25 protein-coding genes are annotated in these 26,471 nt (G+C 69.3%); 10 read left to right on the top strand and 15 right to left on the bottom strand.

Features of this window, described 5'->3' with window-relative positions; genetic code table 11:
• Positions 1–22 precede the first annotated feature (22 nt).
• The 5 genes from OV208_RS31210 (at position 23) to OV208_RS31230 (ending at position 5,659) form a co-directional block, all read left to right on the top strand.
• Entirely contained in the window at positions 23–1,414 is a 1,392-nt protein-coding gene (locus OV208_RS31210; protein WP_267577586.1) for a hypothetical protein, read from the top strand.
• A gap of 90 nt (positions 1,415–1,504) precedes the next feature.
• Positions 1,505–2,998, top strand: coding sequence for a UbiA family prenyltransferase (locus tag OV208_RS31215; RefSeq protein ID WP_267577587.1), 1,494 nt, complete (start codon positions 1,505–1,507; stop codon positions 2,996–2,998).
• Positions 2,999–3,011: 13 nt separating this feature from the next.
• A complete protein-coding gene (locus OV208_RS31220; RefSeq protein WP_267577588.1) occupies positions 3,012–4,406 on the top strand; it encodes an FAD-binding oxidoreductase in 1,395 nt (464 codons plus the stop codon).
• 18 nt (positions 4,407–4,424) lie between these two features.
• Complete coding sequence (locus tag OV208_RS31225; protein WP_267577589.1) at positions 4,425–5,162, top strand: SDR family oxidoreductase; 738 nt, start codon at positions 4,425–4,427, stop codon at positions 5,160–5,162.
• 80 nt (positions 5,163–5,242) lie between these two features.
• Positions 5,243–5,659, top strand: coding sequence for a YncE family protein (locus OV208_RS31230; RefSeq protein ID WP_267577590.1), 417 nt, complete (start codon positions 5,243–5,245; stop codon positions 5,657–5,659).
• 111 nt (positions 5,660–5,770) lie between these two features.
• Here OV208_RS31230 and OV208_RS31235 read toward each other — a convergent pair whose 3' ends face one another.
• The gene (locus tag OV208_RS31235) at positions 5,771–6,997 is read right to left on the bottom strand and encodes an MFS transporter (RefSeq protein ID WP_267577591.1); all 1,227 of its coding nucleotides are present in this window, start codon (positions 6,995–6,997) and stop codon (positions 5,771–5,773) included.
• 540 nt (positions 6,998–7,537) lie between these two features.
• Here OV208_RS31235 and OV208_RS31240 point away from each other — a divergent pair.
• Complete coding sequence (locus OV208_RS31240) at positions 7,538–8,518, top strand: hypothetical protein (protein WP_267577592.1); 981 nt, start codon at positions 7,538–7,540, stop codon at positions 8,516–8,518.
• Between the two features lie 104 nt (positions 8,519–8,622).
• Positions 8,623–9,657: a PA0069 family radical SAM protein gene (locus OV208_RS31245; RefSeq protein WP_267577593.1), complete on the top strand. Its 1,035-nt coding sequence runs from the start codon at positions 8,623–8,625 to the stop codon at positions 9,655–9,657.
• A gap of 7 nt (positions 9,658–9,664) precedes the next feature.
• Here OV208_RS31245 and OV208_RS31250 read toward each other — a convergent pair whose 3' ends face one another.
• The 11 genes from OV208_RS31250 to OV208_RS31300 form a co-directional block, all read right to left on the bottom strand.
• Positions 9,665–9,913, bottom strand: coding sequence for a GlsB/YeaQ/YmgE family stress response membrane protein (locus tag OV208_RS31250; RefSeq protein ID WP_267577594.1), 249 nt, complete (start codon positions 9,911–9,913; stop codon positions 9,665–9,667).
• A gap of 30 nt (positions 9,914–9,943) precedes the next feature.
• Complete coding sequence (locus OV208_RS31255) at positions 9,944–12,094, bottom strand: M13 family metallopeptidase (protein ID WP_267577595.1); 2,151 nt, start codon at positions 12,092–12,094, stop codon at positions 9,944–9,946.
• A gap of 222 nt (positions 12,095–12,316) precedes the next feature.
• On the bottom strand, positions 12,317–12,874 hold the full coding sequence (locus OV208_RS31260) for a chalcone isomerase family protein (RefSeq protein ID WP_267577596.1): 558 nt from the start codon (positions 12,872–12,874) through the stop codon (positions 12,317–12,319).
• A 40-nt stretch (positions 12,875–12,914) separates the two neighbouring features.
• Entirely contained in the window at positions 12,915–14,003 is a 1,089-nt protein-coding gene (serC, locus tag OV208_RS31265; protein ID WP_267578047.1) for a 3-phosphoserine/phosphohydroxythreonine transaminase, read from the bottom strand.
• A gap of 131 nt (positions 14,004–14,134) precedes the next feature.
• Positions 14,135–14,860 (bottom strand): DNA-binding domain-containing protein, encoded by a 726-nt coding sequence (locus OV208_RS31270; RefSeq protein ID WP_267577597.1) that lies wholly within the window; start codon positions 14,858–14,860, stop codon positions 14,135–14,137.
• Positions 14,857–15,702, bottom strand: a complete 846-nt coding sequence (locus OV208_RS31275; protein WP_267577598.1) for a DUF692 domain-containing protein — start codon at positions 15,700–15,702, stop codon at positions 14,857–14,859. Before OV208_RS31275 ends, OV208_RS31270 begins: the two co-directional genes overlap by 4 nt.
• 135 nt (positions 15,703–15,837) lie before the next feature.
• Positions 15,838–16,095: a hypothetical protein gene (locus OV208_RS31280; RefSeq protein ID WP_120541992.1), complete on the bottom strand. Its 258-nt coding sequence runs from the start codon at positions 16,093–16,095 to the stop codon at positions 15,838–15,840.
• Positions 16,096–16,148: 53 nt separating this feature from the next.
• Positions 16,149–16,769, bottom strand: coding sequence for a YceI family protein (locus OV208_RS31285; protein ID WP_267577599.1), 621 nt, complete (start codon positions 16,767–16,769; stop codon positions 16,149–16,151).
• A 95-nt stretch (positions 16,770–16,864) separates the two neighbouring features.
• Complete coding sequence (locus OV208_RS31290; protein WP_267577600.1) at positions 16,865–18,292, bottom strand: hypothetical protein; 1,428 nt, start codon at positions 18,290–18,292, stop codon at positions 16,865–16,867.
• A 244-nt stretch (positions 18,293–18,536) separates the two neighbouring features.
• Positions 18,537–19,340, bottom strand: coding sequence for a TetR/AcrR family transcriptional regulator (locus OV208_RS31295; protein WP_267577601.1), 804 nt, complete (start codon positions 19,338–19,340; stop codon positions 18,537–18,539).
• A gap of 9 nt (positions 19,341–19,349) precedes the next feature.
• On the bottom strand, positions 19,350–19,877 hold the full coding sequence (locus OV208_RS31300; RefSeq protein ID WP_267577602.1) for a PaaI family thioesterase: 528 nt from the start codon (positions 19,875–19,877) through the stop codon (positions 19,350–19,352).
• 152 nt (positions 19,878–20,029) lie between these two features.
• Between OV208_RS31300 and fabF the strand changes: the two genes are divergently transcribed.
• The 3 genes from fabF to OV208_RS31315 all read left to right on the top strand — a co-directional run bounded on the left by fabF (position 20,030) and on the right by OV208_RS31315 (position 24,079).
• Positions 20,030–21,280 (top strand): beta-ketoacyl-ACP synthase II, encoded by a 1,251-nt coding sequence (fabF, locus tag OV208_RS31305; protein WP_267577603.1) that lies wholly within the window; start codon positions 20,030–20,032, stop codon positions 21,278–21,280.
• 314 nt (positions 21,281–21,594) lie between these two features.
• Positions 21,595–23,205 carry a helix-turn-helix domain-containing protein gene (locus OV208_RS31310; protein WP_267577604.1) on the top strand — a complete coding sequence of 537 codons (1,611 nt, stop codon included), beginning with the start codon at positions 21,595–21,597 and terminating at the stop codon, positions 23,203–23,205.
• Between the two features lies 1 nt (position 23,206).
• Positions 23,207–24,079, top strand: coding sequence for a tetratricopeptide repeat protein (locus OV208_RS31315; RefSeq protein WP_267577605.1), 873 nt, complete (start codon positions 23,207–23,209; stop codon positions 24,077–24,079).
• 33 nt (positions 24,080–24,112) lie between these two features.
• On the opposite strand, the gene OV208_RS31320 is transcribed toward OV208_RS31315, so the two are convergent.
• The 3 genes from OV208_RS31320 to OV208_RS31330 form a co-directional block, all read right to left on the bottom strand.
• Positions 24,113–24,616: a hypothetical protein gene (locus OV208_RS31320; RefSeq protein WP_267577606.1), complete on the bottom strand. Its 504-nt coding sequence runs from the start codon at positions 24,614–24,616 to the stop codon at positions 24,113–24,115.
• The gene (locus tag OV208_RS31325; RefSeq protein WP_267577607.1) at positions 24,613–25,395 is read right to left on the bottom strand and encodes a sulfite exporter TauE/SafE family protein; all 783 of its coding nucleotides are present in this window, start codon (positions 25,393–25,395) and stop codon (positions 24,613–24,615) included. The genes OV208_RS31320 and OV208_RS31325 overlap by 4 nt, the downstream gene beginning before the upstream one ends.
• A gap of 127 nt (positions 25,396–25,522) precedes the next feature.
• A complete protein-coding gene (locus tag OV208_RS31330) occupies positions 25,523–26,416 on the bottom strand; it encodes a hypothetical protein (protein ID WP_267577608.1) in 894 nt (297 codons plus the stop codon).
• Positions 26,417–26,471 lie beyond the last annotated feature (55 nt).

Consider the following 26,471-nt stretch of genomic DNA (forward strand, 5'->3'; position numbering starts at 1 on the left):
TGCTAGCTTGCCGCCCCCTTCCATGCGGCTTCACACCTCCCGACCCCATGATCCGGACGTCCCCTCCGCGCCCGTTCGCGCCTCGCCGCCGGACGTCGTCCAACAGGCGGCGTCGCGTCGGGACACGGTGCTGCGCATCAGCGTCGTGCTCTGGGTGGGGGTGCTGTACGCGGCCTTCCAGCCGGGGCTGATGTCGGTCGACACCATCGACCAGTACGCGCAGGGACTCAGCGGCACCTTCGATGACGTCCACCCTCCCCTGGGCTCGTGGCTCCTGGGCCTCAGCGGAAGGCTGGTGGGCTCACCGTGGCTGGTCCTCGTGGGCCAGCTCCTGCTGATGGCCGGGAGCATGGCGCTCCTGGTGCGGACCCCGGATGCACGCAAGGGGCGCTGGGGCGTGCTCGTCCTCTGGGCCTTCCTGGCCATGCCGACCGTCTGGGCGCTCGCGGTCACCCTCTGGAAGGACGTGATGACCGCAGCGGTGCTGCTCGGCGCGGTGGCCGCGCTCAAGTACCGCCGTCCGTTCTGGGCGCTGGCGCTGATGATGGCGGGCGCGGCGCTGCGTCACAACGCGCTCATCGCGACCCTGCCCCTGGCGATTCCCGTGGTGGCGCAGCTGTCGCGCCCGACGTGGCGCTGGCCGCTGCGGGCCCTGGTGCTCACGGGCCTCATGGTCGGCCTTGCCCTCTCGCCGTCCCTGGTCAACCGCGCGCTGGGCGCCCACAAGGCCTGGGCCGCGGGCCAGCTCTTCCTCTTCGACCTCGCGGGCATCTACGCGGCGCACCCCGAGCTGTTCCCAGGCTCCACCCTGGAGCAGGACACCTCCGCCGTGGAGCTGGCGCGCAGCTACTCGCCCTTCCACGTCGGGTTCGTCCTGGCGGGCGCGCCGGATGCGCGGCCCATCCGCCTGGGCTCCCTGCCCGAGCGGCGCGACGCACTGGTGAGCGAGTGGGCCCGCGTCGTCAGGCAGCAGCCCGCCGCGTACGCGCACCACCGCTGGGAGACCTTCCGGCGCCTCATCGGGGCCACCGACAGTCCGGTGTTCTTTCCCTTCCAGGCCCGCATCGAGCCAAACCCCTGGGCGCTGCACCTTCCGGATCAGGGCTGGCTGAACCAGGCGCTGCGGGCCACCGCGGACCGCGTGGGCAACTCCGTGCTGTTCCGGGGCTGGGCCTGGCTGGGGGCGCTCACCCTGCTGGCCGTGCTTTCGCTCCGCGACGTGCGACGCAGGTCGCTCGCCTTGTTCACCGCGCTGTCCGGGCTGGGCTACGGGCTGAGCTATCTGGTCATCAGCATTGGCTGCGACTTCCGCTTCCTCTACTGGTCCGTCATCGCCACCTTCGCCGCGCTCGCCTTGTGGGTGACCGAGGAAGCGCCCTCCGCCGGAGCGCCGCCCGGCCCGGATTCCCCCTAGACACGGATCCCCGTGCAGGCAGCCAGTCCGGCCCGCGAAGAGGCATGCGCCTCCCGAAGCCGTCGGCTAGCATGCCCGCCTTTGCCCACAATGTTGCCTCAAGCCCCGCTCCCCGATGCTCCGGACGTCCGTCGTTCCGACGCTCCCGACGTCCCGCTCGCCGATGATCCGAACGTCCCGCTCGCCGTCGACCTGGACGGGACGCTGGTGCGCACGGACACCCTCCACGAAAACCTGCTGGTGCTCTTCAAGCGGGCGCCCTGGCTGCTGCTGCTCGCGCCCCTGTGGGTGCTCAAGGGCAAGGCCTTCTTCAAGGCCGAGGTGGCGCGCAGGGCCGCGCTGGATGCGTCCCACCTGCCGTACCACGAGCCGCTGCTCGCCTTCCTCCGGGAGGAGAAGTCGCGCGGCCGTCGCCTGGTGCTGGCCACGGCGGCGGACCGGCGCATCGCCGACGCGGTGGCCGCGCACCTGGGACTCTTCGACGACGTGTACGCGAGCGATGGCCAGGTGAACCTGTCGGGCGCGCGCAAGCTGGCGCGGCTGAAGGAGGCGCTGGGCACCTTCGACTACGCGGGCAATGACGCCGTGGACGTGCCCCTGTGGCGCGAGTGCCGTCAGGTGGTGGTGGTGCACGCCCCGCCCGCGGTGCTGCGCCAGGTGCAGGGGCTGGGCCGCCCGGTGCACCGCGTCTTCGAGGCCCCGCGCCAGGGCCTGCGCCCCTGGGTGAAGGCGCTGCGCGTGCACCAGTGGGCGAAGAACGCGCTCGTCTTCGTGCCGCTCCTGGCCGCGCACAAGGCGGCGGACGCGGCCATGCTGGCGCAGGCGCTGCTGGCCTTCGGGGCCTTCAGCCTGTGCGCCTCCAGCGTGTACGTGCTCAACGATCTGCTGGACCTGGAGTCGGACCGGCGACACCCCACCAAGTCGAAGCGGCCCTTCGCGTCGGGCGCCCTGTCGGTGAGCCGCGGGGCCGTGCTGGCGCCGCTGCTCCTGGGCGCGGGCGCGGCGGTGGCGCTGGCCTTCCTGCCCCTCGCGTTCGCGGCGCTGCTGGGCGTGTACTACGCGCTGACGCTGGCGTACTCGCTGCGACTCAAGCAGGTGATGATGCTGGACGTGCTGGTGCTGGCGGGGCTGTACACCGTGCGCATCTTCGGCGGCGCGCTGGCGGTGGCCGTGCCCACGTCGAGCTGGCTGATGATGTTCAGCATGTTCCTCTTCCTCTCGCTGGCGCTGGTGAAGCGGCTGAGCGAGGTGCGACGGCTGCGGTTGTCCAACGAGACCTCCGCTCACGGACGCGGCTACCTGGCGCAGGACTACGAGCAGCTCGCGAGCCTGGGCGCCGCGGCCGGGCAGGTGTCCGTGCTGGTGCTCGCCCTCTACATCACCAGCCGGGACGTCACCGCGCTCTACGCCCACCCGGAGCGGCTGTGGCTGCTGTGCCCGGTGATGCTGTACTGGGTGGGCCGGGTCTGGGTGCTGGCGCACCGGGGACTCGTGAACGAGGACCCGCTCGTGTTCGCGCTGCGCGACCGGGTGAGCTACGCGGTGGGGCTCGTCGCCGCGCTGGTGCTGTGGACCGCCACATGAGAAGGCCCGCACGATGAAGGCACCGGAGTCCTGGGGACGCTTCCCCCGAGTCGAGCAACGGACCCACCCGCTGGTGTGGCGCACGGACGCGCTGCCCGCGCTCCCGGGCACCCTGCTGCCGTACGGCCTGGGGCGCAGCTACGGCGACTCGTGCCTCAACGCGGACGGCACGCTGCTGCTCACCGGGGGGCTGGACCGGCTCATCGACTTCAATCCGTCCACGGGCGTGGTGCGCTGCGAGGCGGGCGTGTCGCTGGACACGCTGCTGCGGCTGGCGGCGCCTCGGGGCTGGTTCCTCCCGGTGACGCCGGGCACCAAGTACGTGACGGTGGGCGGCGCCATCGCCAACGACGTGCACGGCAAGAACCACCACCGGGGCGGCACCTTCGGACGGTACGTGCGCAGGTTCGAACTGGTGCGCTCGGACGGCAGCAGCCGCGTGTGCGCGCCGGACGAACACCCGGACTGGTACGGCGCGACGATTGGCGGGCTGGGACTCACCGGGCTCATCACCTGGGCGGAGGTGCAGTTCAAGCCCATCAGCAACCCATACATCCTCCAGGAGACGATCCCCTTCGAGAACCTGGACGCCTTCCTGGAGGTGGCCCGCGCCTCGGAGGCGGACCACGAGTTCACCATGGCGTGGGTGGACTGCCTGGCGCGCGGGCGGAAGCTGGGACGCGGGCTGCTCTACCGGGGCAACTTCGCGCCGCCGCAGTTCGACGGACTGCCGCTGGCGAAGAGCCACCTGTCGCACGGCGCGGGGCTCGCGGTGCCCATGGACATGCCGGCTTTCTGCCTCAACCGACTGTCGGTGTCGGCGTTCAACTGGCTCTACTACCACCGCCAGTCGGGCAAGCCGAAGCAGCGGCTGACGCACTACGACCCGTTCTTCTACCCGCTGGACGCCATCCATGGCTGGAACCGCATCTACGGCGGGCGCGGCTTCCTCCAGTTCCAATGCGTGGTGCCCTACGCCACCGCGCGCGAAGCGCTGACGGAAATCCTGGAGCGCAGCGCGCGCGGCGGACTGCCCAGCTTCCTGTCCGTGCTCAAGACGTTCGGCGACCTTCCCTCGCCCGGATGGATGTCCTTCCCGCGCCAGGGCGTGACGCTGGCCATGGACTTCGCCAACCGCGGTGAGAAGACGTGGCGACTGGTGGAGGCGTTGGATCGGGTGACGCGTCAGGCGGGCGGCGCGGTGTACCCGGCGAAGGACGCGCGCATGAGCCCGGAGAGCTTCGCGGCGTACTTCCCCGAGCGCGAGCGGTTCGCGCGCCACGTCGACCCCGCCTTCTCCTCTTCGTTCTGGCGCCGGGTGAATCCGGCCTCATCCCTGCCCCAGCCCTCGCTGGAGGGGCACACCGGCGACGCCGCGCAGCCCCTGCCCCGGCTCGCCCTTCGCTGAACAGGTACACGCTCTCCCATGAAGAAAGTCATTGTCCTCGGCGCCACGAGCGCCATTGCCCAGGCCACGGTGCGGCTGCTCGCCGCGCGCGGGGCGTCGCTGTACCTGGTAGGCCGCAACGCACGGAGCCTGGAGGCGGTGGCGCAGGACGCGGCCACGCGCGGCGCGGCGAAGGTGGAGTCGCGGGCGCTGGACCTGAACGACTGCGCCGAACATGAGGCGCTGGTGGAGCAGGCCACACATGCGCTGGGCGGGCTGGACGGCGCGGTGCTGGCGCATGGCGTGCTGGGCGACCAGGAGGAGAGCCAACGCTCGTGGGCGGCGGCGGAGGTGGTGCTGCGCACGAACTTCCTCTCCGCCGCGTCGCTCCTGACGGCGCTGGCCAACGCCTTCGAGGCGCGCAAGGCCGGCACGCTGGTGGTCATCTCATCCGTGGCGGGAGACCGCGGCCGGCAGAGCAACTACGTGTACGGCGCGTCCAAGGGCGCGCTGACCGTGTTCCTCCAGGGCCTGCGCAACCGGCTGGCGAAGTCCGGCGTGGCGGTGGTGACGGTGAAGCCCGGCTTCGTGGACACACCGATGACGGCGCACGTGCCGAAGAACAAGCTCTTCGCCTCGCCGGAGCAGGTGGCGCGTGGCCTGCTGAAGGCCGCGGACGGGCGCAAGAACGAGGTCTACGTGCCCGGCTTCTGGGCGCTCATCATGCTCATCATCCGCAGCATCCCGGAGCCGGTGTTCAAGCGCATGAAGCTGTAGTGGGGTCCTCTCACGGGAATAGGGATGGGACGACCGCCTATGTTTCAAATACGGGCAGCGGGCGGTTTCACGAAATCAACGTGATCGACCTGGTGGCGGGAAAGGCACTCGACTCCATCGACACGGGCGCGATGCTCGGTCCGCATGGGCTCGCCTATGTCGATGGGAAGCTCTGGTTTACGGCTGAAGGTGCCAAGTCCATCGGTCGGTATGATCCCAAGGAACGAAAGATCGATTGGATCATGGGCGTCGGCCAGAACCGAACCCACATGATCTCCGTTGCCGCCGTTCAGAAGACCGTCTTCGCGACCAACGTGGATTCAGGCACCGTGAGTGTGTTTGAAAACCTGCTCCTGCCGCCGCCCATCCCTCCGATAGGCGCCCCACTTCCTGGTGCGAAACCCCAGATGGGCTGGCTTCAAACCAGCATCCCCGCAGGCAAGGGAAGCGAAGGCTTCGATGTCTCGCCGAACGGACGCGAGCTTTGGACCGCTTGAAGAAGTTGGAGATCGGTGGCCGGCTCAATATCGGCGAACGGCCTGACGGGATGGATTGGGCGATACATTGGAAAGAGGGGCTGCGGTAGCTTCGGCCGTCCCTGACCAGGTTCACGCCTGCGGTACTTCCTCCAGCTTCCCCTGGGGGTCCACCGACGCCATCAGCCAGATGGCGAAGCCGCCCAGCGCCAGAGCGCAGCCCACCCATCCCGTGGACGGCCAGCCCAGTCCGGCCGCCACGGCCATGCCTCCGAGCCACGGCCCCACCGCGTTGGCGACGTTGAAGGCGCTGTGGTTCAGCGCGGCGGCCAGCGTCTGCGCTTCACCCGCCACGTCCATCAGCCGCGTCTGCAACACCGAGCTGAGCCCACCTCCGCAGCCCACCAGGAAGATCACGGGCGTGATGGACCACAGGTGCGCGGTCGCCATCGGGTACAGCGCGAGCGAGGCCGCGCTCCACAGCAGCAGGCCGCCCGCCGCGCGCATCTGGAAGCGATCCGCGGCCCAGCCCCCGAACAGGTTGCCCACGGTGAGCCCCACGCCAAAGACACCCAGCACCGCCGGAATGACCTCCGCGCTGACGCCCGTGACGGCAAGCAGCGTGGAGGCCAGATAGGCGTAGACCGCGAACATGCCTCCGAAGCCAACGGCCCCGATGCCCAGCGTGAGCCACACCTGACGACGCTTGAGGGCGCCCAGCTCGCGCAGGGGGCTGGCTTCCGGATGGGGCGGATCCTTCGGCGCCAGGGCGAAGACCAGGACCATGGTCAGCACCGCCAGCACCGCGACCGTGGCGAAGGTCCAACGCCAGCCGAGCAACAGGCTCAGCGTGTTGGCGAACGGCACCCCCATCACCGTGGCGATGGTCAGTCCCAGCAGCACACGTGAGACGGCCTGGCTGCGACGCGCTCGCGGCACCACGGAGGCCGCGACCAGCGCCGCGACCCCGAAGTAGGCGCCGTGCGGCACCCCGCTCAGGAAGCGGAAGGCGAGCATCCAGCCGTAGGTCGGCGCCAGCGCGCTGAGCCCGTTGGCGACGGCGAACAGGGCCATCAAGGCAATCAGCAGGATGCGACGGGACATCCGCGCGCCCAGCACCGCCAGCACCGGCGCTCCGATGACCACGCCCAGGGCATAGGCGCTGATGACATGTCCGGCGGTCGGCTCGTCGATGTGAAGCCCCGCCGCGAAGGCGGGCAGGATGCTCATGGACGCGAACTCGGTCGTCCCAATGGCGAAGCCGCCCATCGCCAGCGCGAACAGGGTGAGGCCCGCATGCGGGGCACGCGCCGTCTCGGGGAGTGCTGCGTCATCAATGCGAATGTCGTGTCCAGCCACGCGGTCTCTTTCGACGGGTTGTGTTGTCGCCAGCGGAGGACCCTATCCCGGTCGCTCCTTGAGCCCAGGAGCAAAGCGGCGGCCGGGCGACCTTGCGCTGAAGCGCGCAGCCCCTTCCGGGCTCAAAGATGGAAGAGGGGATCGGCGCGGGCCACGGACGCGGCGAGGACGCAGAGGAGGAGCAGGGGGCGGAGGGACATGCCGCCCCCGGTAGCAACCGCCATACCCAGGCCGCGTCCTCCGGGAGCGCTACCGCTCCCGTGCGCAGCGGGCTGCACGGTGTGCACCGGCTGGCACGCGGACACGTCCTGCTGGCGGCGCTGAAATCGCCGAAGGCCCTGCGTTGCCCTCCGAGGACTCCGCCTCGAAGCAAGAGATTCCACGGCCCACGCGTCAAGACATCGAGCCCGGGTGAAAACGAACACCTTCGAATGCGCTCTGTCCGGTTCGTGTCCGTCCGCGTGGCGGTGTATTACGACGCACTCAATCCGCCGCGTGCGGGCCAGAGTGAATGGCCCACGCGGTTCGAGAGGCGGCACCATGGCTCTGCTGGAGGTCAACTACACGTGGTTCGGTCCCCCGACTTTCGACGCGAGGGACTCCGGCGGACCCAAAGCCCTGATGAAGGCTCGCAGTGATGCTCAGGCCTCAGGCTACGTCATCAACTTCTGGTGTCTCGACGCGCATGTCTGGGCCTACCGCAACTACTTCAAGGGCTCGAACTTCAGCGTCCACAATCGCGAGAAGCTCGAGGTGCGGGGCATCGAGACGTTCCTGAACAAGAACGTCGGCGTGCGCCGCGGCAGCCGGAGTGGCCTGGTGCAATCAGGCATCAACTGGGTGTGGTCCAGCTTCAGTTGGGACATCGACCTGGTGGTCAAACACATCATCGAGACGTCCATCGGAGCGTCCGCGACTTCCGCCACGCGGATCCGTGAGATCGTCAATGCCAAGAACGTCTGGTCGCTGTACACGATGTACAAGGTGGGTGGGTACGCGATGGACACGGGCGTCGGGCCCGGCGTCGGCGGCGCGGTGAGCCTGCGCGATTACACGACCTTCAAGGTTCCCGCGGCGGGCCCGGGCCGCATCGAGGATGCGGTGGCCATCGCGCACGCGAACGCTCCTCACAAGTATCTCAGCGACCGCTGCTCGGCCATGACCGCGGGGGTGGCGGCCCACTTCGGCGTCAACCGTGACACGCCCGTCCCCCACGTGGATGTCTGGACCCTGTTCAGCCCGGCGGGACATGCCAAGGTGACCCGGGCGCTCGAGTGGTACATCCGGTTCTGGTACAGCCTGGAGGAGGTGAAGAAGAAGCCCGACTCCACGGAGGAGTACAAGGACCTGTGCCGCCACGGCATCATCTCCGCCGTGATGACCGCCATCACGCACGACGACAACGGGAGATGTCTCGATGGCGTCGACAGGAATTGCTTGTGGCCCGCCGAGCTCACCGGAGCCGACGCTGGCGTTCCGGAGCTCAAGACCCGGAAGACGTACTACGGCTCGCACCGCTGAGCCGCTCCTCGCCCCCTCCGGCATTCCCAATGTGCCGGGGGCGGGTTGGACGGGGCGAGGGTTCGCACCTTGACTGAACGGGCATTCAGTCGCACCGTGGGCCGGTGAAGCCCCGTCCCGTCGACAATCCGCCCAACCCGTGGGCGAGCACCGCGGTGGAGTACCTGGACGAAATCCCTCCGGCCCGGCTGGAGATCTACGAGGACCACAGCCGCTCGGTGGTGTCGAAGAACGACAGCCCCGACGTGTGCTTCACCTGGAGCGTCAACCCGTACCGGGGCTGCCTCCACGCCTGCGCCTACTGCTACGCGCGGCCCACGCACCAGTACCTGGACTTCGGCGCGGGCACCGACTTCGAGACGCGCCTCGTCGTCAAACCCCAGGCCCCGGAGCTGCTGCGCGAAACCTTCGAGCGCCCGTCCTGGAAGGGCGAAACCGTCGTCTTCAGCGGCGTCACCGACTGCTACCAGCCCCTGGAGGCTTCGCTGCGCCTCACCCGCCGGTGCCTGGAGGTCTGCGCCGAGTACCGCAACCCCGTGGGCATCATCACCAAGGGCGTGCTGATTGAACGCGACCTGGACGTGCTCCAGCGGCTCGCCGGTGAGGCCAGACTCACCGTGAGCATCAGCCTCCCCTTCCACAACGAGGAGCTGGCGCGCGCCATGGAGCCCCTCGTCGCAACCCCGAAGCGGCGGCTGGGCACCATCCGGAAGCTCTCGGAGGCCGGCATCGACGTGGCGGTGTCCGTGTCCCCCATCATCCCCGGGCTCAACGACGAGGACATCGCGCGGGTGCTCGCCTCCGCGCGCGAGGCCGGCGCCACGCGGGCGCACTACACGCTGCTGCGGCTGCCCGGGCCCGTGCAGCAGGTGTTCGAGGAGCGCCTGCGCGCGAAGCTGCCCCTGCGCGCGGACCGGGTGCTGCACCGCATCCGCGAGACGCGCGGCGGGCAGCTCACCGACAGCCGCTTCAAGCACCGCATGCGCGGCGAAGGCCTGTACGCGCAGGCCATCCACCAGCTCTTCGCGACGTCGGCGCGCAAGGTGGGCATGCGCGCCTCCTCCGTGACGGAAAACGCGCCGGACACCTTCCGGCGTCCGACGCGTCCATCCACCTCGCCCCAACTGTCGCTCTTCTAGGCGCGGGCTATTTCCGGATGATTTGCAGGATGGACAACAGGATGACCGCGCCCACGGTGGCCACCAGCAGCGAGTACAGGTTGAAACCCGTCACGCCAGCGCCTCCGAAGAAGCTGAACACCGCGCCCCCCAGCATCGAACCCACGATGCCAGCGACGATGTTGGCGAACATCCCCATCCGGGCATTGGTGCCCTTGATGATGCTGGCCAGCCATCCCGCGATACCACCCAACACCAGCCACGAGCAGATTGACATGCCGTCCTCCCGGTAACAGGGCCGAAGCCCTTACCAGACCTCACAACGGTTCGCAGCGGGCGCGACCATCTTCGTCCCCGCCTGACAGGAGAACGCCTGCTGGAACTGCGGCAGGTTCGTCACCGGTCCGTTGACGCGCAGGAACGCGGGCGAGTGTGAGTCCGTCATCGCCCGCTGCCTCGCCGCTTCATTACGAATCTTCGAGCACCACGATTGCGCGTGCGCGAGGAAGAACTGCTGCCCGGGCGTGAAGCGGTACGACGTCGCCTTCGCCGCCTGGTCCGGGTGCTTCGCCAGGTAGGCCTCCATCGCCGCGTACGCCAGCTTGAGGCCGCCCAGGTCCGCCACGTTCTCCCCCAGGGTGAGCTTTCCGTTCACCTTCACCTCGTCCACCGCCGTGTAGCCGTCGTACTGCTGGCGCACGCACGCCACGCGCTCGCGGAAGGCCTTGTCGGACGCCGGGGTCCACCACGTGCGCAGGTTGCCGTCCGCGTCGAACTGGCGACCCTCGTCGTCGAAGCCGTGGGTGATTTCGTGGCCCACCACCATGCCCATGGCGCCGAAGTTCACCGGCGCCGCCGCGTCCCGGTTGAAGAAGGGCGGCTGGAGGATGCCCGCGGGGAACACAATCTCGTTGGTGGCCGCGTTGTAGTAGGCGTTCACCGTGGGCGGCGACATGAACCACTCGGTGAGGTCCACCGGCTGCCCCACCTTGCGCAGCTGCCGTGCCTGTTCGAACGCGTCCGCCGCCAGGAAGCTGTCCAGGAACGAGTCGCGTTGAATCTCCAGGCCGGCGTAGCTGCGCCACTGGTCCGGGTAGCCAATCTTGTTGGTGATCTTCCGCACCTTGGTCAGGGCCTGCGCCCGGGTGTCCGCATCCATCCACGCGAGCGTGCCCAGGTTGCGTTCGAAGGACTGCTCAATCTGCTGGACCATGTCCAGGGTGGTGGCCTTGCCCTCCGCGCCGAAGGTGCTCGCGATGAAGGGCCGGGCGAGCGCGTGCGGCAGCGCGTCGTCGGTGGCCTCCACGCACTTCTTCCAGCGCGCCAGGTCCGCCTTCGCGCCGGTGAGCACCGTGGACTCGAAGCGGAAGAACTCGTCGCGCACCGCCTTGGGCAGCGCCGTCTGCACGTTCTTCACCAACTGGTACGACAGGTACGGGCCCATGTCGGAGGGCCGCTGCTGGCGCACCAGCGCGGACACCTCCGCGAAGTACTTCGGCTGCGTCACGTTGAGCGCTTCGCCCGCGGGCAGCCCCACCTGCGCGAAGTACGTGTCCCACTGGAACGCGGGCGCCAGCTTCTTCAGGCCCTGGCGCTCCAGCCGGTGGTAGACCTTCTCCGGCTCCCGCCGCTCCTCCTTGGGGAGCGCCGCGGACGCCAGCCGCGTCTCGATGGCGAGGATGCCCGTGGCCTTGCGGCTGGCCATGAAGGGCGCGTCGCCCAACAGCTCGAACACCTTCTGCACGTGCGCCTGGTAGGCGGCGCGGGCCTCGCGCATCTTCAAGTCGGGCTTCAGGTAGTAGTCCCGGTCCGGCATGCCCAGCTCGCCCGAGTCCACCACGGCGATGACCTGCGTGGAGTCCTTCTGGTCCTGATCCGACGTCACCCGGAAGATGGCGTTCACGTCGCGCGCGTGCAGCCACGCCACCGCCGACGCCACGTCCTGAGGGCTCTTGAGCGTGGTGAGCTTCTTCAGGTGCGTGCGCAGGGCGGGCAGCGACTTCTCCAACCGCGGCTCGTCCATGCACGCGCCGTAGTACGCGCCCAGCAGCTTGTCGTCCGGTGAGGCGTCGCCCTTGCCTTCCGCGGCGCGGGTGAGGATGTCGCGCAGCACGGCCTGGTTGCGCTCCGCCACGGTCTCGAAGCCCCGGCTCCAGCGCGCGCGCTCGGCGGGGATCTCCGTGGTCTTCAGCCAGCCGCCACAGGCGTAGGCGTAGAAGTCGTCACAGGGGTTCGCCGACGGGTCCATCACCTCGGCGTCCAGGCCGGGCGGCATCGGCCGCTCGCCCGGGGGGAGGGTGGAGGCAGCGGGCTCCGCGGGGGCGGTGCCAGGGGACGGCTCGGCGGAGACGGCCACGGGGGCCGGCGAGGAGGCCCGGGACGGCTCGGGGGTGGGCTCCGCCGTCTTGCAGGCGACGCCAAGGACACAGGAGGCAGCGAACAGGGCCAGACGCTTCACAACGTTCTCCAACGCGAACGGGGGGTGGGTTGTCTCGGCGCGCATCAACGCCCGACCTGCCAGGGCATTCCAGCGGCAACTGCACGCGAAAGGCCATGACGCCCCGCGCTGTCCACCATTGAAGCAATCGGCCCGCTCCGCGGAAACGACGACGCCCCGCGGACGGCCCTCCAGTGTGGGAGGGCCCTCGCGGGGCGTCAGGGCTGCGAGCAACGCGGAAGGTCAGTCCTTGCCGAGCATCCCGTCGCGGAGGCCGTCATCCACGGGGTCCTTGCCCAGCCACACGGAGAAGAGCGCGTCCGCGAAGTCCTTGCCCTCCACGTCGATGGACTTCTCCTTCGTGTGCACGTTGGTGCCCTTGCCCGGCACGTAGGTGAGGATCAGCTCCTCGCCTTCCTTGATCTCCGCGGGGATGGCGGCCTTGAAGGCGTCCAGGCGGGCCTGGAGCTTGGGCAGGTTCGCGCCGGCGTTCTTCTTGAAGCCGTTCTCGATGGCCTCGGTGATCTGCTCCTTCTTCAGGTCGCGCTTCATGAACATGCGCACGCGCTTGATCTCATCCGCGTTGAGCACCTGGGCGGCGTCCTTCGACGGCGTCTCCAGGTAGAGGCCCACGGTGTAGACCTTGAAGATGGCCTTCTTGCGCAGGCCAACGCCGTTGAGCTTGAGCTCCTTGCCGTCCACCGTCGCGGTGTCGGGATACTTCACCCCGGCGATCTCCTTGGCCATCACGGGCGCGGCGAGGGTCAGCGACAGCAGCACGGCGGTCAGCGTCTTCTTCATGGAATGCCTCCAGGTTGTCCTGCGCAATGTCGACGGCAGCCTACCCGTGCATCTTCACGAAGTGATCCATGAAGGACGTCAGTGTTTTGACGTCCTGCGGCGAAACCGCGTTGTATTGCGACACGCGGATGCCTCCCGCGGTGCGGTGCCCCTTGAGGCCCACCATCCCGGACTGCTTCGCCTGCGCGACGAAGGCCGCATCCAGCTCCTCGGTGGGCAGGTGGAACACGACGTTCATCACTGAACGGGACTCGCGCTCCACGGGGGCCCGGTAGAAACCCGGATTCCGGTCGATGGCGCCGTACAGCGCGTCCGCCTTCTCGCGGTTGCGCTTCTCCAGCGCGGGCAGGCCGCCCAGGCCCTTCACCCACGCGAGCACGTTGCGCACCAGGTAGATGGCCAGCGTGGGGGGCGTGTTGTAGAGCGAGTTGTTCTCCGCGTGGGTGCTGTAGCGGAAGTACTTGGGGATGTCCTTGCGGCCCTTCGCGATGAAGTCCTTCGCCGCGAGGATCAGCGTGACGCCGGAGGGCCCCAGGTTCTTCTGCGCGCCCGCGTAGATGAGCGCGAAGCGGCTCACGTCGGTGGGCTTCCACAGGAAGTCGGAGCTCATGTCCGCCACCAGCGGCACGCGGCCCACGTCCGGGAAGGTGTGCCACTGCGAGCCGAAGATGGTGTTGTTGCTCGTCAGGTGGACGTAGGCGGCCTGGGGGTCGAGCTGCAGCTCGGACTGCTTCGGGACGCGCTGGTAGCGCTTGTCGGCCTGCAAGGTGGTCGCCGCGACGCGGGGCGAGCCGTAGAACTTCGCCTCGTCCAGGGCCTTCTCGCTCCAGACGCCCGTCATCAGGTAGTCGGCGGAGGCGCCCGGCGTGAGGAAGTTCATCGGCACCTGGGCGAACTGCTGGGACGCGCCGCCGGTGAGGAACAGCACCTGGTGCGTGTCCGGGATGCCCAAGAGCTCCGTGAGCAGCGCGACCGCCTCGTCGTGGACGCCCTCGTAGTCCTTGCCCCGGTGGCTGTGCTCCATCACGGACATGCCGGTGCCGTGGAAGTCGAGCAGCTCGTCGCGGGCCTGCTCGAGGGCCGGCAGGGGCAGACCGGCGGGACCGGCGTTGAAGTTGATGACGCGCATGGCGGGGACCTCACGGTGGAAGACGACGTCCCCCATTCTTCCCCCCGACCGGCCCCTGGAGGCCAGCGCGAAGCGTCACGCCCGCCCGCCTCCTGTTGGAGGGCAACGTCCAACGTCCCTCAAGGGCCGCCCTACTCCACCGGACGAAGCACCAGCCCGTCCTTCGCGAAGCGCACCACCTCCGCGTGGACATCCGGCGCGGCCATCCCGGTGGCCTGGGCGACGGCCTCCTCGGACAGGCCCTCCACGGCCATCTTCAGCACCAGCAGCGCGGGCGGCGTGGCGGCCATGTAGTACGTCACCAGCGCCTCCGGGTGGCGCCACAGGAGCGCCAGCTCGTCACCCTCGGCGGGCGGGGCACCGTCCCGGGTGCGCACGAAGGCGCAGAGCCGGTAGGGCTGCTCCAGCACCGCCAGCGTGGGGTTGGGCGTGAGCTGTGTCACGCGCTCGGGGATGACCTCCTCGGAGGCGAACACCGCGAAGTCCGTCCACTCGAAGCGCGCCAGCGAGGGCAGGAACGGCGGCAGCCCCTGCGCCTGGGTGGCGTCCGCGACGAAGGGCGGGAAGCCTTCGCCCAGCCGGTTGAGCTCGTAGTGCCGCGCGGGCCGGGTGCGCGTGTAGCCTTCCACCAGCGCGTCCCACGCGGCGGGCGTCACCGCCTTGCGTGTGAGCGGGAAGAGCTTCTCCAGCGTGGAGCGCACGTGGCCGCGCACGAACTGGCCATAGAGCGCCATCCGCTCCGGCGCGACGTCCCAGCCCGGGTGCGACGCGGACAGCTTCGACAGGCCCTCCGCGCCAGGAGGCCCGGCGAGGTACTCCTCCATGCTGTCGAAGAAGTGCTTCAACTCCGGCTTCATCGCGACGCCTCCGCCAGCGCGACCCGGGCGAGGTCCGCCTCGTCCAGCACGGCGTCCAGCGACGGGATGCCCTGGTCCCATTCGATGAGCGTGGACACCGGGCCGGTGCGCTCCAGCGTGTAGCGGTACAGCGCCCACACGTCGTCGCAGACGCGGTCGCCGTGCGTGTCGATGAGGACCTTCTCCCCCACGTCATGGCCGGCCAGGTGCACCTGCACCACGCGCTCCAGGGGCAGCGCGTCCACGAAGGCGCGCGGATCGTATCCGTGGTTCGTCGCGTTGACCCAGACGTTGTTCACATCCAGGAGCAGCCCGCAGTCCGCGGCCTCCACCACCTGGCGCAGGAAGTCCGCCTCCTCAAGCGTGCCGCCCGGCATGGCCGCGTAGTAGCTGGGATTCTCCAGAAGGAAGGGGCGCTCCACGCGCGCCATCACCTCGCGCACGCGCGGCACCACGTGCTCCACCGCCTCCGGCGTGAAGGGCAGCGGCAAGAGGTCATGCAGGTGCACCCCGCCCAGGCGCGAGTAGCACAGGTGGTCGGAGAAGAACGGCGCGTCCAGGCGCTTCACCAGCGCGGCCAGCCGGGTGACGTAGTCGTCGTCCAGCGCATCCGGCCCGCCGATGTTCAGCCCCACGCCGTGCGGCAGCAGCGTCCAGCGCTCGCGGCACGCATCCAGCGCGCGCTGGGAGCGGCCCCCCAGCGACAGGAAGTTCTCCGGGATGATCTCCACCCAGTCCAGCTTCCGGGGCGTGCGCGGCAGCGCTTCATAGAAGTCGCGACGCAGTCCGATGCCCGCGCCCAGCGGCTTCAACCCATGGCGGTGTGAGTAGCGGGGGGACATGCGTGAAGCCTCCTGGGCCGGGGCCTTCAGGAACGGGGAATGGCAGGTGAAAACAACACGGGCGGCAGGAAGGAGTCTTCCCACCGCCCGCGAGCGAGGGAGGGACCCGGCTTCCGGGCCCTCCGCTGGCGATGACTACTTCTTGCCGCTGCAGGAGCCCGCGCCGCAGCTGTGCTCGGCGCCCTTCTCCGGCGTGGTGGCGGCGGGGGCCGCGGCGCTGCAGCTGCCCTCGGCGCCCTTCGCCTCGGCCGGCTTCGCGCTGCAGTTGGCCTCGGCGGCCTTCTCGGACGAAGCGGCCTGCGTGCCCTCCGCGCCCTTCGTGGAGGCACAGCCGGTGGCCAGCGCACCGAGGGAGAGGGTGCCGACAACCGCTGCCAGAGCCTTGACGTTCATGTGTTGCTTCCTTTCGTACCGCGGGGGTGTGTGACTACGACGGTGAAAAACAGTTACGGCTTGAACTGGGTGGAGCCCCAGGCGTCGACGGTGACTTCCGCCTTCTCGCCCACCTTCAGCAGCAGCGCTTCGGTGCGCTTGATGCCGTAGGCCTCCACGGGAATCTGGAACTTCGCGCGCACGCGCAAGAGCTCTCCGGCGGCGCGGTGCTTCGTCTCCGCCGTCTCCTGGAGGTACGTGGCGGTGACCTCCACCGGCTCCTCGTGCGTCACGCCGTGGATGCTGAAGGTGCCCTTCGCCTTCACCGTCACCGGCTTCGCGTTGGCGAGCGGCGCGGGCAGGGCGACATCCTTGAACTCGAAGACGATGTCCGGGAACTTCGCCGCGTCCAGCCAACGGTCATTCTGCAGGTGTCCGTCGCGCGTCTCGTTGCCCGTCTTGATGGACTTCACCGGGACCTGGAAGCGGCCCGAGGCCTTCTGATCCTTCACCTCCACGCGGCCCTTCACTTGGTTGGACAGGCCGTTGATGACCTCCAGGGGCGCGTCCAACACGAACATGACCGTGTCGCGGCCATTCGGGTCGTTGAAGACGAAGCTCTTCGCGGAGGTGGGCTCGGCGGCGGTCGCGGACAGCGACAACACGGAGGCGAGCATCAGTGCGCTGCGGAACATGGCGGACCTCATCTACGGAAGCCGCGAACCTCGCGGATGCATGCGATACGCGACACCCGTTGGAGCGGTTACCGCCCCGTCCCTTTTCCAGGCGTTCACCCCGCGTCATCCGAGGGCCGGCCACCGTCCACCGCTTCACGCAACCGACTGTCCGGGGCAGCTTGGAGCTTGACGCCCCCCGGGTCAATCCGGACGCCGAGGCGATCTAACAAAGTTCCCAAATCTGAGAAAGCCGGAACTGAAAGTTGGTGGGCGAGCAGCGCGTCGAAGAGGGGCTCCCCGGCGACGGTGTCCACGGCAGCGCCGAAGCCCGCGAGCGAGGTGGTGGGGCCTCGGGTGGCCAGCAGCTCCAGCACGTCCTCCAGTCGGGCGCGTCCGTGCGTCACGCGCCGCAGCTCCACGTCCAGCCGCAGCGCGAAGAGGGCGCCGCTCCAGTAGACGCCCTGCCAGTCGCCTTCGCGTGAGACGACCTCCGCCATGGTGCGCGAGCCCGCGGCGGACTGGCCGCGGGCGAAGCCGTCCGTGAGCTCCTGCCACGCCTGCCGCGCCGTCTGGCGTCCGGAGCGCGCGCGGGCGATCTCCGTGTAGTAGGTGGCGAGCCCTTCGGTGAGCCAGGCGACGCGCGGCATCAGCGTGGGGTGCGTCAGGTGCAGCATCTCATGCAGGGCGATCCAGTCGCCCTTCATGGAGGCGGCGGTGGCGTCCTGGCCCACGAGGATGGAGATGCTGGGGGGAGAGCTCCACTGGACCATGCCGAAGAGGGCGGGCTCTTGCGCGCCGGGCACGGGCACGACGCGCACGGTGATGCGCGGATGGGGGAACGTCTTGCGCACGGTGTTCACCTCGCGCGCGGCCTGGGCCAGCCAGTCGCAGACCTCCGAGTCCGACAGGGACCTGAAGCGGCCCAGCAGCGCGACCTCCAGCACGGAGTCACCGACGCGCGCTTCGCAGCGCCGGCCGCCGAAGCCGTGGAAGCCCGAGTCCACCAGGTCCTCGCCGCGCAGGTGGTAGACGCCAGCGTCGTCCGGGAGCCAGGGAAGCAGCGCGTCCGTCCCCTCCACCGTGAACTCCACGCGCAGGTCGGGCGGCACCACGCGAGGGCGCAAGAGGTACGCACGGCCGGCCACGTGCCACGCGTCTCCTTCCCCGGCGCCGGAGAAGAAGGAGCGCTCACCGCCGCGGGACGGGGACTCCAGCGGATAGAAGTAGCGAAGGAAGCGCGTTCCAGAAGGGACGTGCAGCTCGCCGTCGTGCAGGCGCAGGGCGCGGGAGGAGCCGTCCTCGCTCAGGGCCTGGACGGTGTCCACGCGCTCCGGCTGTCGGAAGAGGAAGTCGCGCGGGGATGAGGGCAGGAGGACGAGCTCCACCTCCAGTCCGCGCTGGGGCTCACGCGTATAGGTGACGTTGTAGCGCAGCGCCGCCGTGTCCCTCCGGGGCAGCGCGGGCCGCGGGGTCGCGCAAGCGCCCAGGGTGAGCGCGAGCAGCAGGAGCACCGCGCGAGGCACCGTCTTCAAGTCATGCACGTGGCACCGCCTCCCCTGGCTTCCGCTCCGGAGCAGAGGACCCCACGGCGTGCCCTGCGGCGTCCAGTCCGTTGTGTCGACGCAGGAGGACGAGCGTCAGGCGGTGGGCGCGTCCGCTGACACCAGCACGACACCTTCCGTCAGGGTGACGGTGCCTTCCGCACGGGCCGCGTGGCAGCCCCCACCCCTTCCACCCCCATGACCCACGGAGCCATCCACTCGCTCCGACTCCAGGGGCCGGCGCTCAGCCCCGGGCCGGCTTTCTCTTTCGCGAGGGCCGTGAAGGACGCGCATGCGCATCCCCTGCGTTCGCCCCCTGCGTCCCCGCACCCGGCTTCCGTGCCGACCTCTTCCGCGCCGGCCGTGACGGAGGCACGGATGCATCCGCTTTCGACGCCGGCACGTCCGCGCGCTTCGGTCTGCGCGCCTCATTCCGCGGCGCAGGCCCGCTCTCCCCCCCTGCCTCCGCGATAGGAGGCCCGGCGAGCAGCAGGGCCCGGGCCGCGTCGAGGATCTCCGCCGACACCGCCTGCGAACCCGTGGCCCTCGCGAGCGTCATCGCGCCGAAGCACAGCGCCACCGTCGCCAGCATCTGCTGCCGGGGCGTCGCGCCCTCCCGCGCCGGAAGCTGGCCCTGCGCCGCGCCCACCAGCGCCTCCAGGCCCTGCCCGAACGAGGCCTGGACCTCCGGCGGCGCGCGCGTCAGGTCCGACAGGAGCGACGGCATCATGCAGCTCGTCTGCCCCGTGTCCCGGTTGTAGAGGCTCAGGTAGCGGCGCGCGAAGTGGTCCAGGAACGCCGGCCCCCGCATCCCCTCCAGTCCCGCCAGCCAGCGCATCTGCCGCTCCACCATGAACGCCCGCAGGGACTCCGCGAGCAGCGATTCCTTGGAGGCGAAGTGGGCGTAGAAGCCGCCCACCGTCAGCCCCGCGGCGCGCATCACCCGCTCCACGCTCGCGCCGCTGAAGCCCTCCGCGCGGAACAGCTTCTCCGCCGCCGCCAGGATGCGCGCGTGCGTGGCCTGCTTGTGCTCAGCGGTGTAGCGCATCGTCCGCTCCTACTCCTTCGCGCCGCCTGAACCCGGCGGGCGGAAGATCATGCACGTCGTGGTGCCGTGCGCGTAGAGGTTGCCCTTCGCGTCCACCAGCCGCCCCTGCGCCGTCGCCACCTTGCCCCCCAGGTGGATAACCTCGCCCTTGCAGAAGAGCTCTCCGGAGTCGTGCGCCACGCCCTTCACGTAGTTCACGTGCAGCTCCAGCGTCGTGTACCCCACGCCCACCGGCAGCATCGTGTGGATGGCGCACCCCATCGCCGAGTCCATCAGCGTGGCCGCCAGCCCCCCGTGCACCATGCCGATGGGGTTGTAGTGGTGCTCGCCCGGCAGCACCCCGAACACCACCTTGCCCTCCTCCACCTCCACGGGCGTGAAGCCCATCAACTCCGCGATGGGGGGCGCCGGCAATTCGCCCCTCTGGATGGCGCGCAGGTACTCCAGCCCCGACATCTTCTTCGCCGCCGAAGCGCCCTCCCGAGGGTCCTTCCACGTCACCGTCCGCGTTCGCGGGTTCACGGCCTGCTCGCTCATCGAAGGCTCCTCACCGCTTGAATGACCGCCCTCATTCCATCACCCGCCTGGGCGCCAGGATGCCTGCTTCCATCCAGGACACTCGCACTTGAACTCATGGAAGGATGACCATAATACCATCCCGTTCAACGACTGGGGTCAAGGAGCATTCCATGGAGCAGCGGCGCGTCGTGGTGACGGGAATGGGGCTCATCAGCCCATGTGGCACCGGCGTGGAGAGGAGCTGGGAGGGGCTTATCCAGGGCAAGAGCGGCGTGGGGCCCATCACCCTGTTCGACGCAAGCCAGCTCGCCTGCCGGTTCGCCGGCGAGGTGAAGGACTTCAACCCGGAGGACTACATCGAGCGGCGCGAGGTGCGGCGCATGGACCGCTTCGCGCAGTTCGCGGTGGCGGCGGCGGACATGGCCCTCGCGGACTCGGGCCTCAAAATCACCCCGGAGAACGCGGAGCGCGTGGCGGCCATCATCGGCTCCGGCATCGGCGGCATCTCCAGCATGGAGGAGACGTACAAGAAGGCGCTGGAGAAGGGCGCGGACCGCATCAGCCCCTTCTTCATCCTCCAGATGATCATCAACATGGCGCCCGGCTACGTCACCATGCGCCACGGCATCAAGGGCCCCTCCTGGTCCACCAACTCCGCCTGCTCCACCAGCGCCCACGCCATTGGCGAGGCGATGCGCGGCATCCAGCGCGGTGAGTTCGACGCGGCGGTGGCCGGCGGTTCGGAAGCCCCCATCTCCCTCCTGGGCGTGGGCGGGTTCGCCGCGATGAAGGCCCTGTCCACGCGCAACGACGCGCCCCAGGCCGCCAGCCGCCCATTCGACAAGGACCGCGACGGCTTCGTGCTCGCGGAGGGCGCGGGCATCCTCATCCTGGAGGAGTACGAGTCCGCCCGCGCACGCGGCGCCCGCATCCTCGCGGAGCTGGTGGGCTACGGCGCCAGCTCCGACGCCCACCACGTCACCGCACCCGCCCCGGAACACGAGGGCGCCCAGCGCGCCATGAAGGCCGCGCTGAAGGACTCGCGCCTGTCACCGGGCGACATCGGCTACCTCAACGCGCACGGCACCTCCACGGAGATTGGCGATCTGCTGGAGATGCAGGGCATCGCCCGCGTGTTCGGCGACGCGGCCGCCCGGCTGGCCATCTCCTCCACCAAGTCCATGACGGGCCACATGAACGGCGCGGCCGGCGCCGCCGAGGCCGTCATCAGCATCCTGGCCCTCACCCGGGGCGTGCTGCCCCCCACCATCAACCTGGAGCACCAGGACCCGCGCATCCCCCTGGACTGCATCCCCAACGTCGCCCGCGAGAAGCGCGTGGACGCCGTGATGAGCAACTCCTTCGGCTTCGGCGGCACCAACGTCGCCCTCGTCTTCCGCCGCGCGCCGGACGCTCCGTAACGGCTTGTAAAAATGCATCCGCCGGTTTACTGACTTTTCCCCAGTCCTGCCGCACCGCGTTGGTAAACGGTTGACAACGTGCGGCACCGGCGGACCCGCCGTGCACCGACGGCGCCCGAAAGCACCGTGATTCCATGGGATTACGTCGGTTGCCGGCCAGGAGGGAGGCAGTCAACCCTCCGCGCGTCGCCTGCGGGACAGCGCTCCAATGTCGCGTAAAGGTTCATTGCAAATCGGTTAATCGATTTGCAGAGTGGATCCAGAGACCCGGTGCCGGACACGTCCTTTGACGCGGCCCGCCGGTGGCTGGAGCCATGAACAACGACAACGCGCTGAACGCGAACGTGGGGCTGAAGCTTCGAGGCCTCCGCTTGCAACGCAACATCAAGCAGGCGGATGCGGCCAAGGACCTGGGTGTGTCGCCCGCGTACCTGAACCTCATCGAGAAGGGCAAGCGCGTGATGCCCTTCCCGCTGCTTTGGAAGGCGCTGCGCTACTTCGAACAGGACCCCGAGCAGTTCATGTCCACGCTGGGCGAGGGCCGCGTGGACGAGGCCCTGGCGAAGCTGCTGGACGAGCCGCTGCTCAAGAGCCTGGACATCGACTCGGAGTCGCTCCAGTCACTGTCCGCCGAACCGAAGCTCGCCGGCACGGTCGCCGCGCTCTTCAACCTCTACAAGAACACGCGCACGCAGTTGGAGAACGTGCTCGCGCAGCTCAACGTGGAGGAGCGCACCCGCACGCAGGGCTCGCCGTCCGGCAACGGCCTGGGCAACACGCCGGGCGTGCGCTTCGACTACTCGCCCTTCGACGAGGTCAGCGACTTCCTGGAGAAGCACCGCAACTACTTCCCGGAGCTGGAGGAGCAGGCGGAAGGGCTGCGCCGCGACTTCCGCCTGGAGCAGCAGATCACCAGCAGCCAGCTCACCCGCATGCTGGAGGAGCGCTTCGACTACCGGGTGCAGATTCAGCGCGCCACCAGCGGCTCGTCCGTGGTGCGCCGGCTGGACCTGGACACACGCACGCTCACGCTGTCGCCGGACCTCACCGAACAGCCGCTGAAGTTCCAGATCGCCGCCTCCATGGGCCTGATGGTGATGGACCGCGAGAAGCTGGTGGAGCGCATCCTGGGCGCGGGGCGCATGCGGCACGGGGAGACGGAGCGGCTCATCAAGGTGAACCTGGCGAACTACTTCGCCGGCGCGCTGATGCTGCCCTACAGCGAGTTCTTCAAGGAGGTGCAGCGCACGCGCTACGACGTGGAGCTGCTCTCCAACGTGTTCGGCACCACCTACGAGACGGTGGCCCACCGCATCTGCAACCTGTCCGACCCCAAGCGCCAGGGCCTGCCCTTCCACTTCCTGCGCGCGGACATCGCCGGCAACATCTCCAAGCGCTACAGCGGCACCGGCATCCGCTTCGCGTCGGGCGGTGGCTCGTGCGCGAAGTGGGCGGTGCACCTGGCGTTCCTCAACCCGTCCCAGATTACGCGGCAGTACTCCATCATGCCGGACGGCACGACGTACTTCTGCTTCGCCAAGGTGCAGCTGCAGCCCATTGAGGGCTCCATCGTGAAGGGCACCGCGTACTCCATCGGTTTGGGGACGCACGCGGAGAACGCGAAGTACCTGGCGTACGGCCTGCCCACCAACGACCTGCGCAAGGACGCCATCCCCAGCGGCATCTCCTGCCGCTTCTGCGAGCGCACCGACTGCAACCAGCGCGCGGCCGCCAGCTACCGCTTCGCCTTCGCCTTCGACGAGTACACCAAGAAGGACTGCTTCTTCTCCCCGCTGCTCGTCCACGAGAAGGAGAAGGCCGAGCGCAACGGGCAGCACGAGGCCGTGGACAACGACCCTGACGGGAGCGAGAAGCACGATTCGCTGGACAGGGGAGTCCGCCGCCGCAAGGGTCACGAGAACTGACATGCATCCGCCCGACACCGCCGAACGCGCCCACATCACCGAAGCCATCCAGAAGCAGCAGAACGCGCTCGCCTCGCTGCGCATCACCGGCGCCCCCTCCGAAGTGGGCCAGGGGCTGGTGTCGCTCGCGGAGCTGCACGGGATGCTGGAAGAGCACGCCGCCAGCCGTGAGCACTACGAGGAGGCCCTGGGCTTCTTCAAGACGGCGGGCAACAAGCCCGGGCAGGCGCAGGCCCTCTTCGGCCTGGGCGTGGTGAAGGCCTACTTCGAGGATCACCGGGGCGCCATCGAGCACATGGCCGTGGCCGCCCTGCTCTTCAACGAGGCGCGCGACCGCGACGGCGAGGCGCTCACCCGCGCCTGCATCGGTGAGTCCCTGCGCGCCATGGGCGAGTCCGACGCCGCCGAGGAGAAGTACCAGGAGGCGCTCATCCTCTTCCGCCAGACGCGCAACACCGAGCGCATGGCGCGGCTGCTCCTGGACATTGGCGACCTGCGCATGGCGAAGGGCGAGTACGAGCCCGCGCGCAAGCGCTTCCTGGAGGCCGTGCCGCTGTTGGAGCAGGGAGAGGATCCGGAGGCGCTCGCGCTGGGCCACCTGCTGCTGGGCGAGTCCGAGGGCCTGCTGGGCCACCATGACAACGCGCGGCCCCACCTGCTGCGCGCCGTGGAGGCGTACGCGGAGCTGCACGACCACGTCTACGAGGCCCGCGCCCGCTGGGACCTGGGGCTGTCCTGCTACTACCTCCAGGACCTCGCCGCGGCCCGCGAGCAGTTCGAGGCGGTGATTCCGTTGTACGAGGAGCAGGGACTCCGCGACGACGTGGCCAAGGTGAAGAACATCCTGGCCCACTTCACCGCGCGCGGCGTGTAGCCACACCGCGCGCGGGTTCACCTTCCGGGTGACTCAGGCCTGGAAGCCCGCGCCCACCGCGAGCGCGAGCAGGGCCAGCACCCCGGCGGCGATGGCCGTGTAGCGCCATTCGCCGCGCAGGCCCAGCAGCGTGCCGGCCATGGCCAGTCGCGCCACCGGCGTCACCAGCAGCATGGACGCCGCGCCCTTGCGCAACAGGTCGATGGCCACGTGCACGGACTCGTCGCGGGGCAGCAGCTCCAGCGCGAGCGACGCCACGAACATCCCGCCACTCATCACCGCGCCGGTGCGCAGCACGCGCGCGATCCACCGCTCACCGGCCATGGCGCGACGCGCCCACCGCCGCGCCCCGGGCTGGGCGTCCGGGTGGGTGATGGGCTCCTGCTGGAACTGGACTTCGAGTGGTTCCTCTAACTGCTCGGGAAGCGGTACGGGCAGGGCCACCGCTGTCGCCTGGACGTTGCGCGGTGGCGGTGCTGCCTCGGAGCCTCCCACCGACGAGAGAACTGCGTGTGCCGCGGGATTCGCCTCACTCATCTCCATACGCTCGGCCACAACCCCTCCCCTCCCTTCCACAACATCTGTCCGGCCACCAGAAGCAGTACCGCCGCGAAGAGCTTCTTCAAGACGGCGGTGGGAACCTTCGGCATCAGTCGGCTGCCCACCGACGCGCCGGCCAACACGCCCACCACCAGCGGCGCCACGAGGCCCAGGTTCAAGTGTCCGCGCCACGCATAGGCCGCCACGCTCGCGGCCCCGGTGACGCCCACCATCAGGTTGCTGGTGGCGCTGGCCACCTTGAACGGCACGCGCATGCCGTAGCTCATCAGCGGCACCTTCAGCGGACCGCCGCCCACCCCCAGCAGCGCGGACAGGCCGCCCGCGGCGAACGAGCCGGAGATGCCCAGCGGGTAGTTGGTGGGCACATAGCTGGCCGTCGACGTCGGCTCCTGGAGCGGCGTGCGCAACAGCAGCATCTGCAAGGACACGAAGAGCGTGAAGAGGCCGAACACGACCGCCACCATCGCCTCCGCGACGAAGGCCGCGACGAGTCCGCCGACGATGGCGCCCATCACGGTGGCCAGCTCCAGTGTGAGTCCCAGGCGCAGGTCGCTCAGTTTGTTCTCAACGTAGCTGGCGGCGGCGGCGCACGAATTCGCCACGACGCACATCAGGCTCGCGGGAACGGCCTGTTCCAGGGGGATTCCGAAACCCAACACCAGCACGGGCACCAGGACGATGCCGCCACCAATGCCGAGCAGCGCCCCCAGCCCGCCCGCCAACACGCCCGACGCCATGAGAAGGAATACCGTCATTCCCTATCGAGAATAGGGGGCACTCCCCGGTCCGGATAGCGCCATACCCCCCAGGGCAGTTGGCTTGATTGGCAGGATGCCCGGCACGCGAACACGGCCAGGGACTCGCGCCGTGGATGCGCGTTCACTAGGCGGCGGTGGCACCCAGCGTTCCTTCGGGAAACTCCTCGAAGAAGCGCGCGCGGGTGCGCGGCGTGTAGGTGCCGCGCGCCATGTAGCCGTGGAGTCGTTTGATCAACGCTCGCGACACATCCAGCGCCGCGTCCACTTCCGCCGTGAAGTCGAACTGGTCGTTGCGGTACAGCTCCTGGAAGGACAGCTGCGTGTACGCCGGCAGCGCCCGCACCCGCCCCAGGGGACTGGAGAGGAAGAGGCCGGAGACATAGAGGCCGCGCACCCAGCCATCCACCTCCGCCTTGGTGGGGGCCTGGCCCACGCGCTCCTGGGACGCCAGCCGCACCAGCTCGTAGATGCCCCGGCCAATGCCTCGCAGCGGAAGCCCCGGGCTCTTGCCCACCTGGAACTTCTCGCGCAGGCGGGAGGTGCCCACGCCGTCCGTGCCGTCCTGTTCGCGCAGGAAGAACAGCGTCTGGGCCCACTCCACCTGCCGCCGCGCGTCCCAGGCCCGCTCGCCCTTGCGGCGGTGGCGCAGCACCAGCGCGTCCACCAGCGGATGCAGGCGCCGGTCCAGGGCCATGTGCGTGAAGTAGCCGGCGAGGATGGCCAGGCCCGCCTCGGTGCCCACGAGAGCCCCGGTGGCGACGAGCTCCGCCATCTTCAGGCCCAGGCCCACCGGCGCGCGCTCGTGGTACAGCCGCGCGAAATGAGGCCAGCCGGCCTCCGGCAGCAGCAGGGACAGGCCCCCGCGCACGCCCGCGCACAGGGGCAGGTCCGGCAGCGCGGCGCCGAAGCGCGCATATGGCAGGTCTTCGGACAGCGCGCGCACCCAGTCCGTGGGGAGCCCGTCCGGGCGGGCCGCCAACCGTTCGATGGCCGTCAGATGGAGCAGCAGGGTGGGCATGGAGTACGCACAGCTATCCAGCGCGCCGGGGCATTGCAATGCCTCAGTGGCAACC

This window comes from Corallococcus sp. bb12-1 (assembly GCF_026626765.1).
Taxonomy (GTDB): Bacteria; Myxococcota; Myxococcia; order Myxococcales; family Myxococcaceae; genus Corallococcus; species Corallococcus terminator.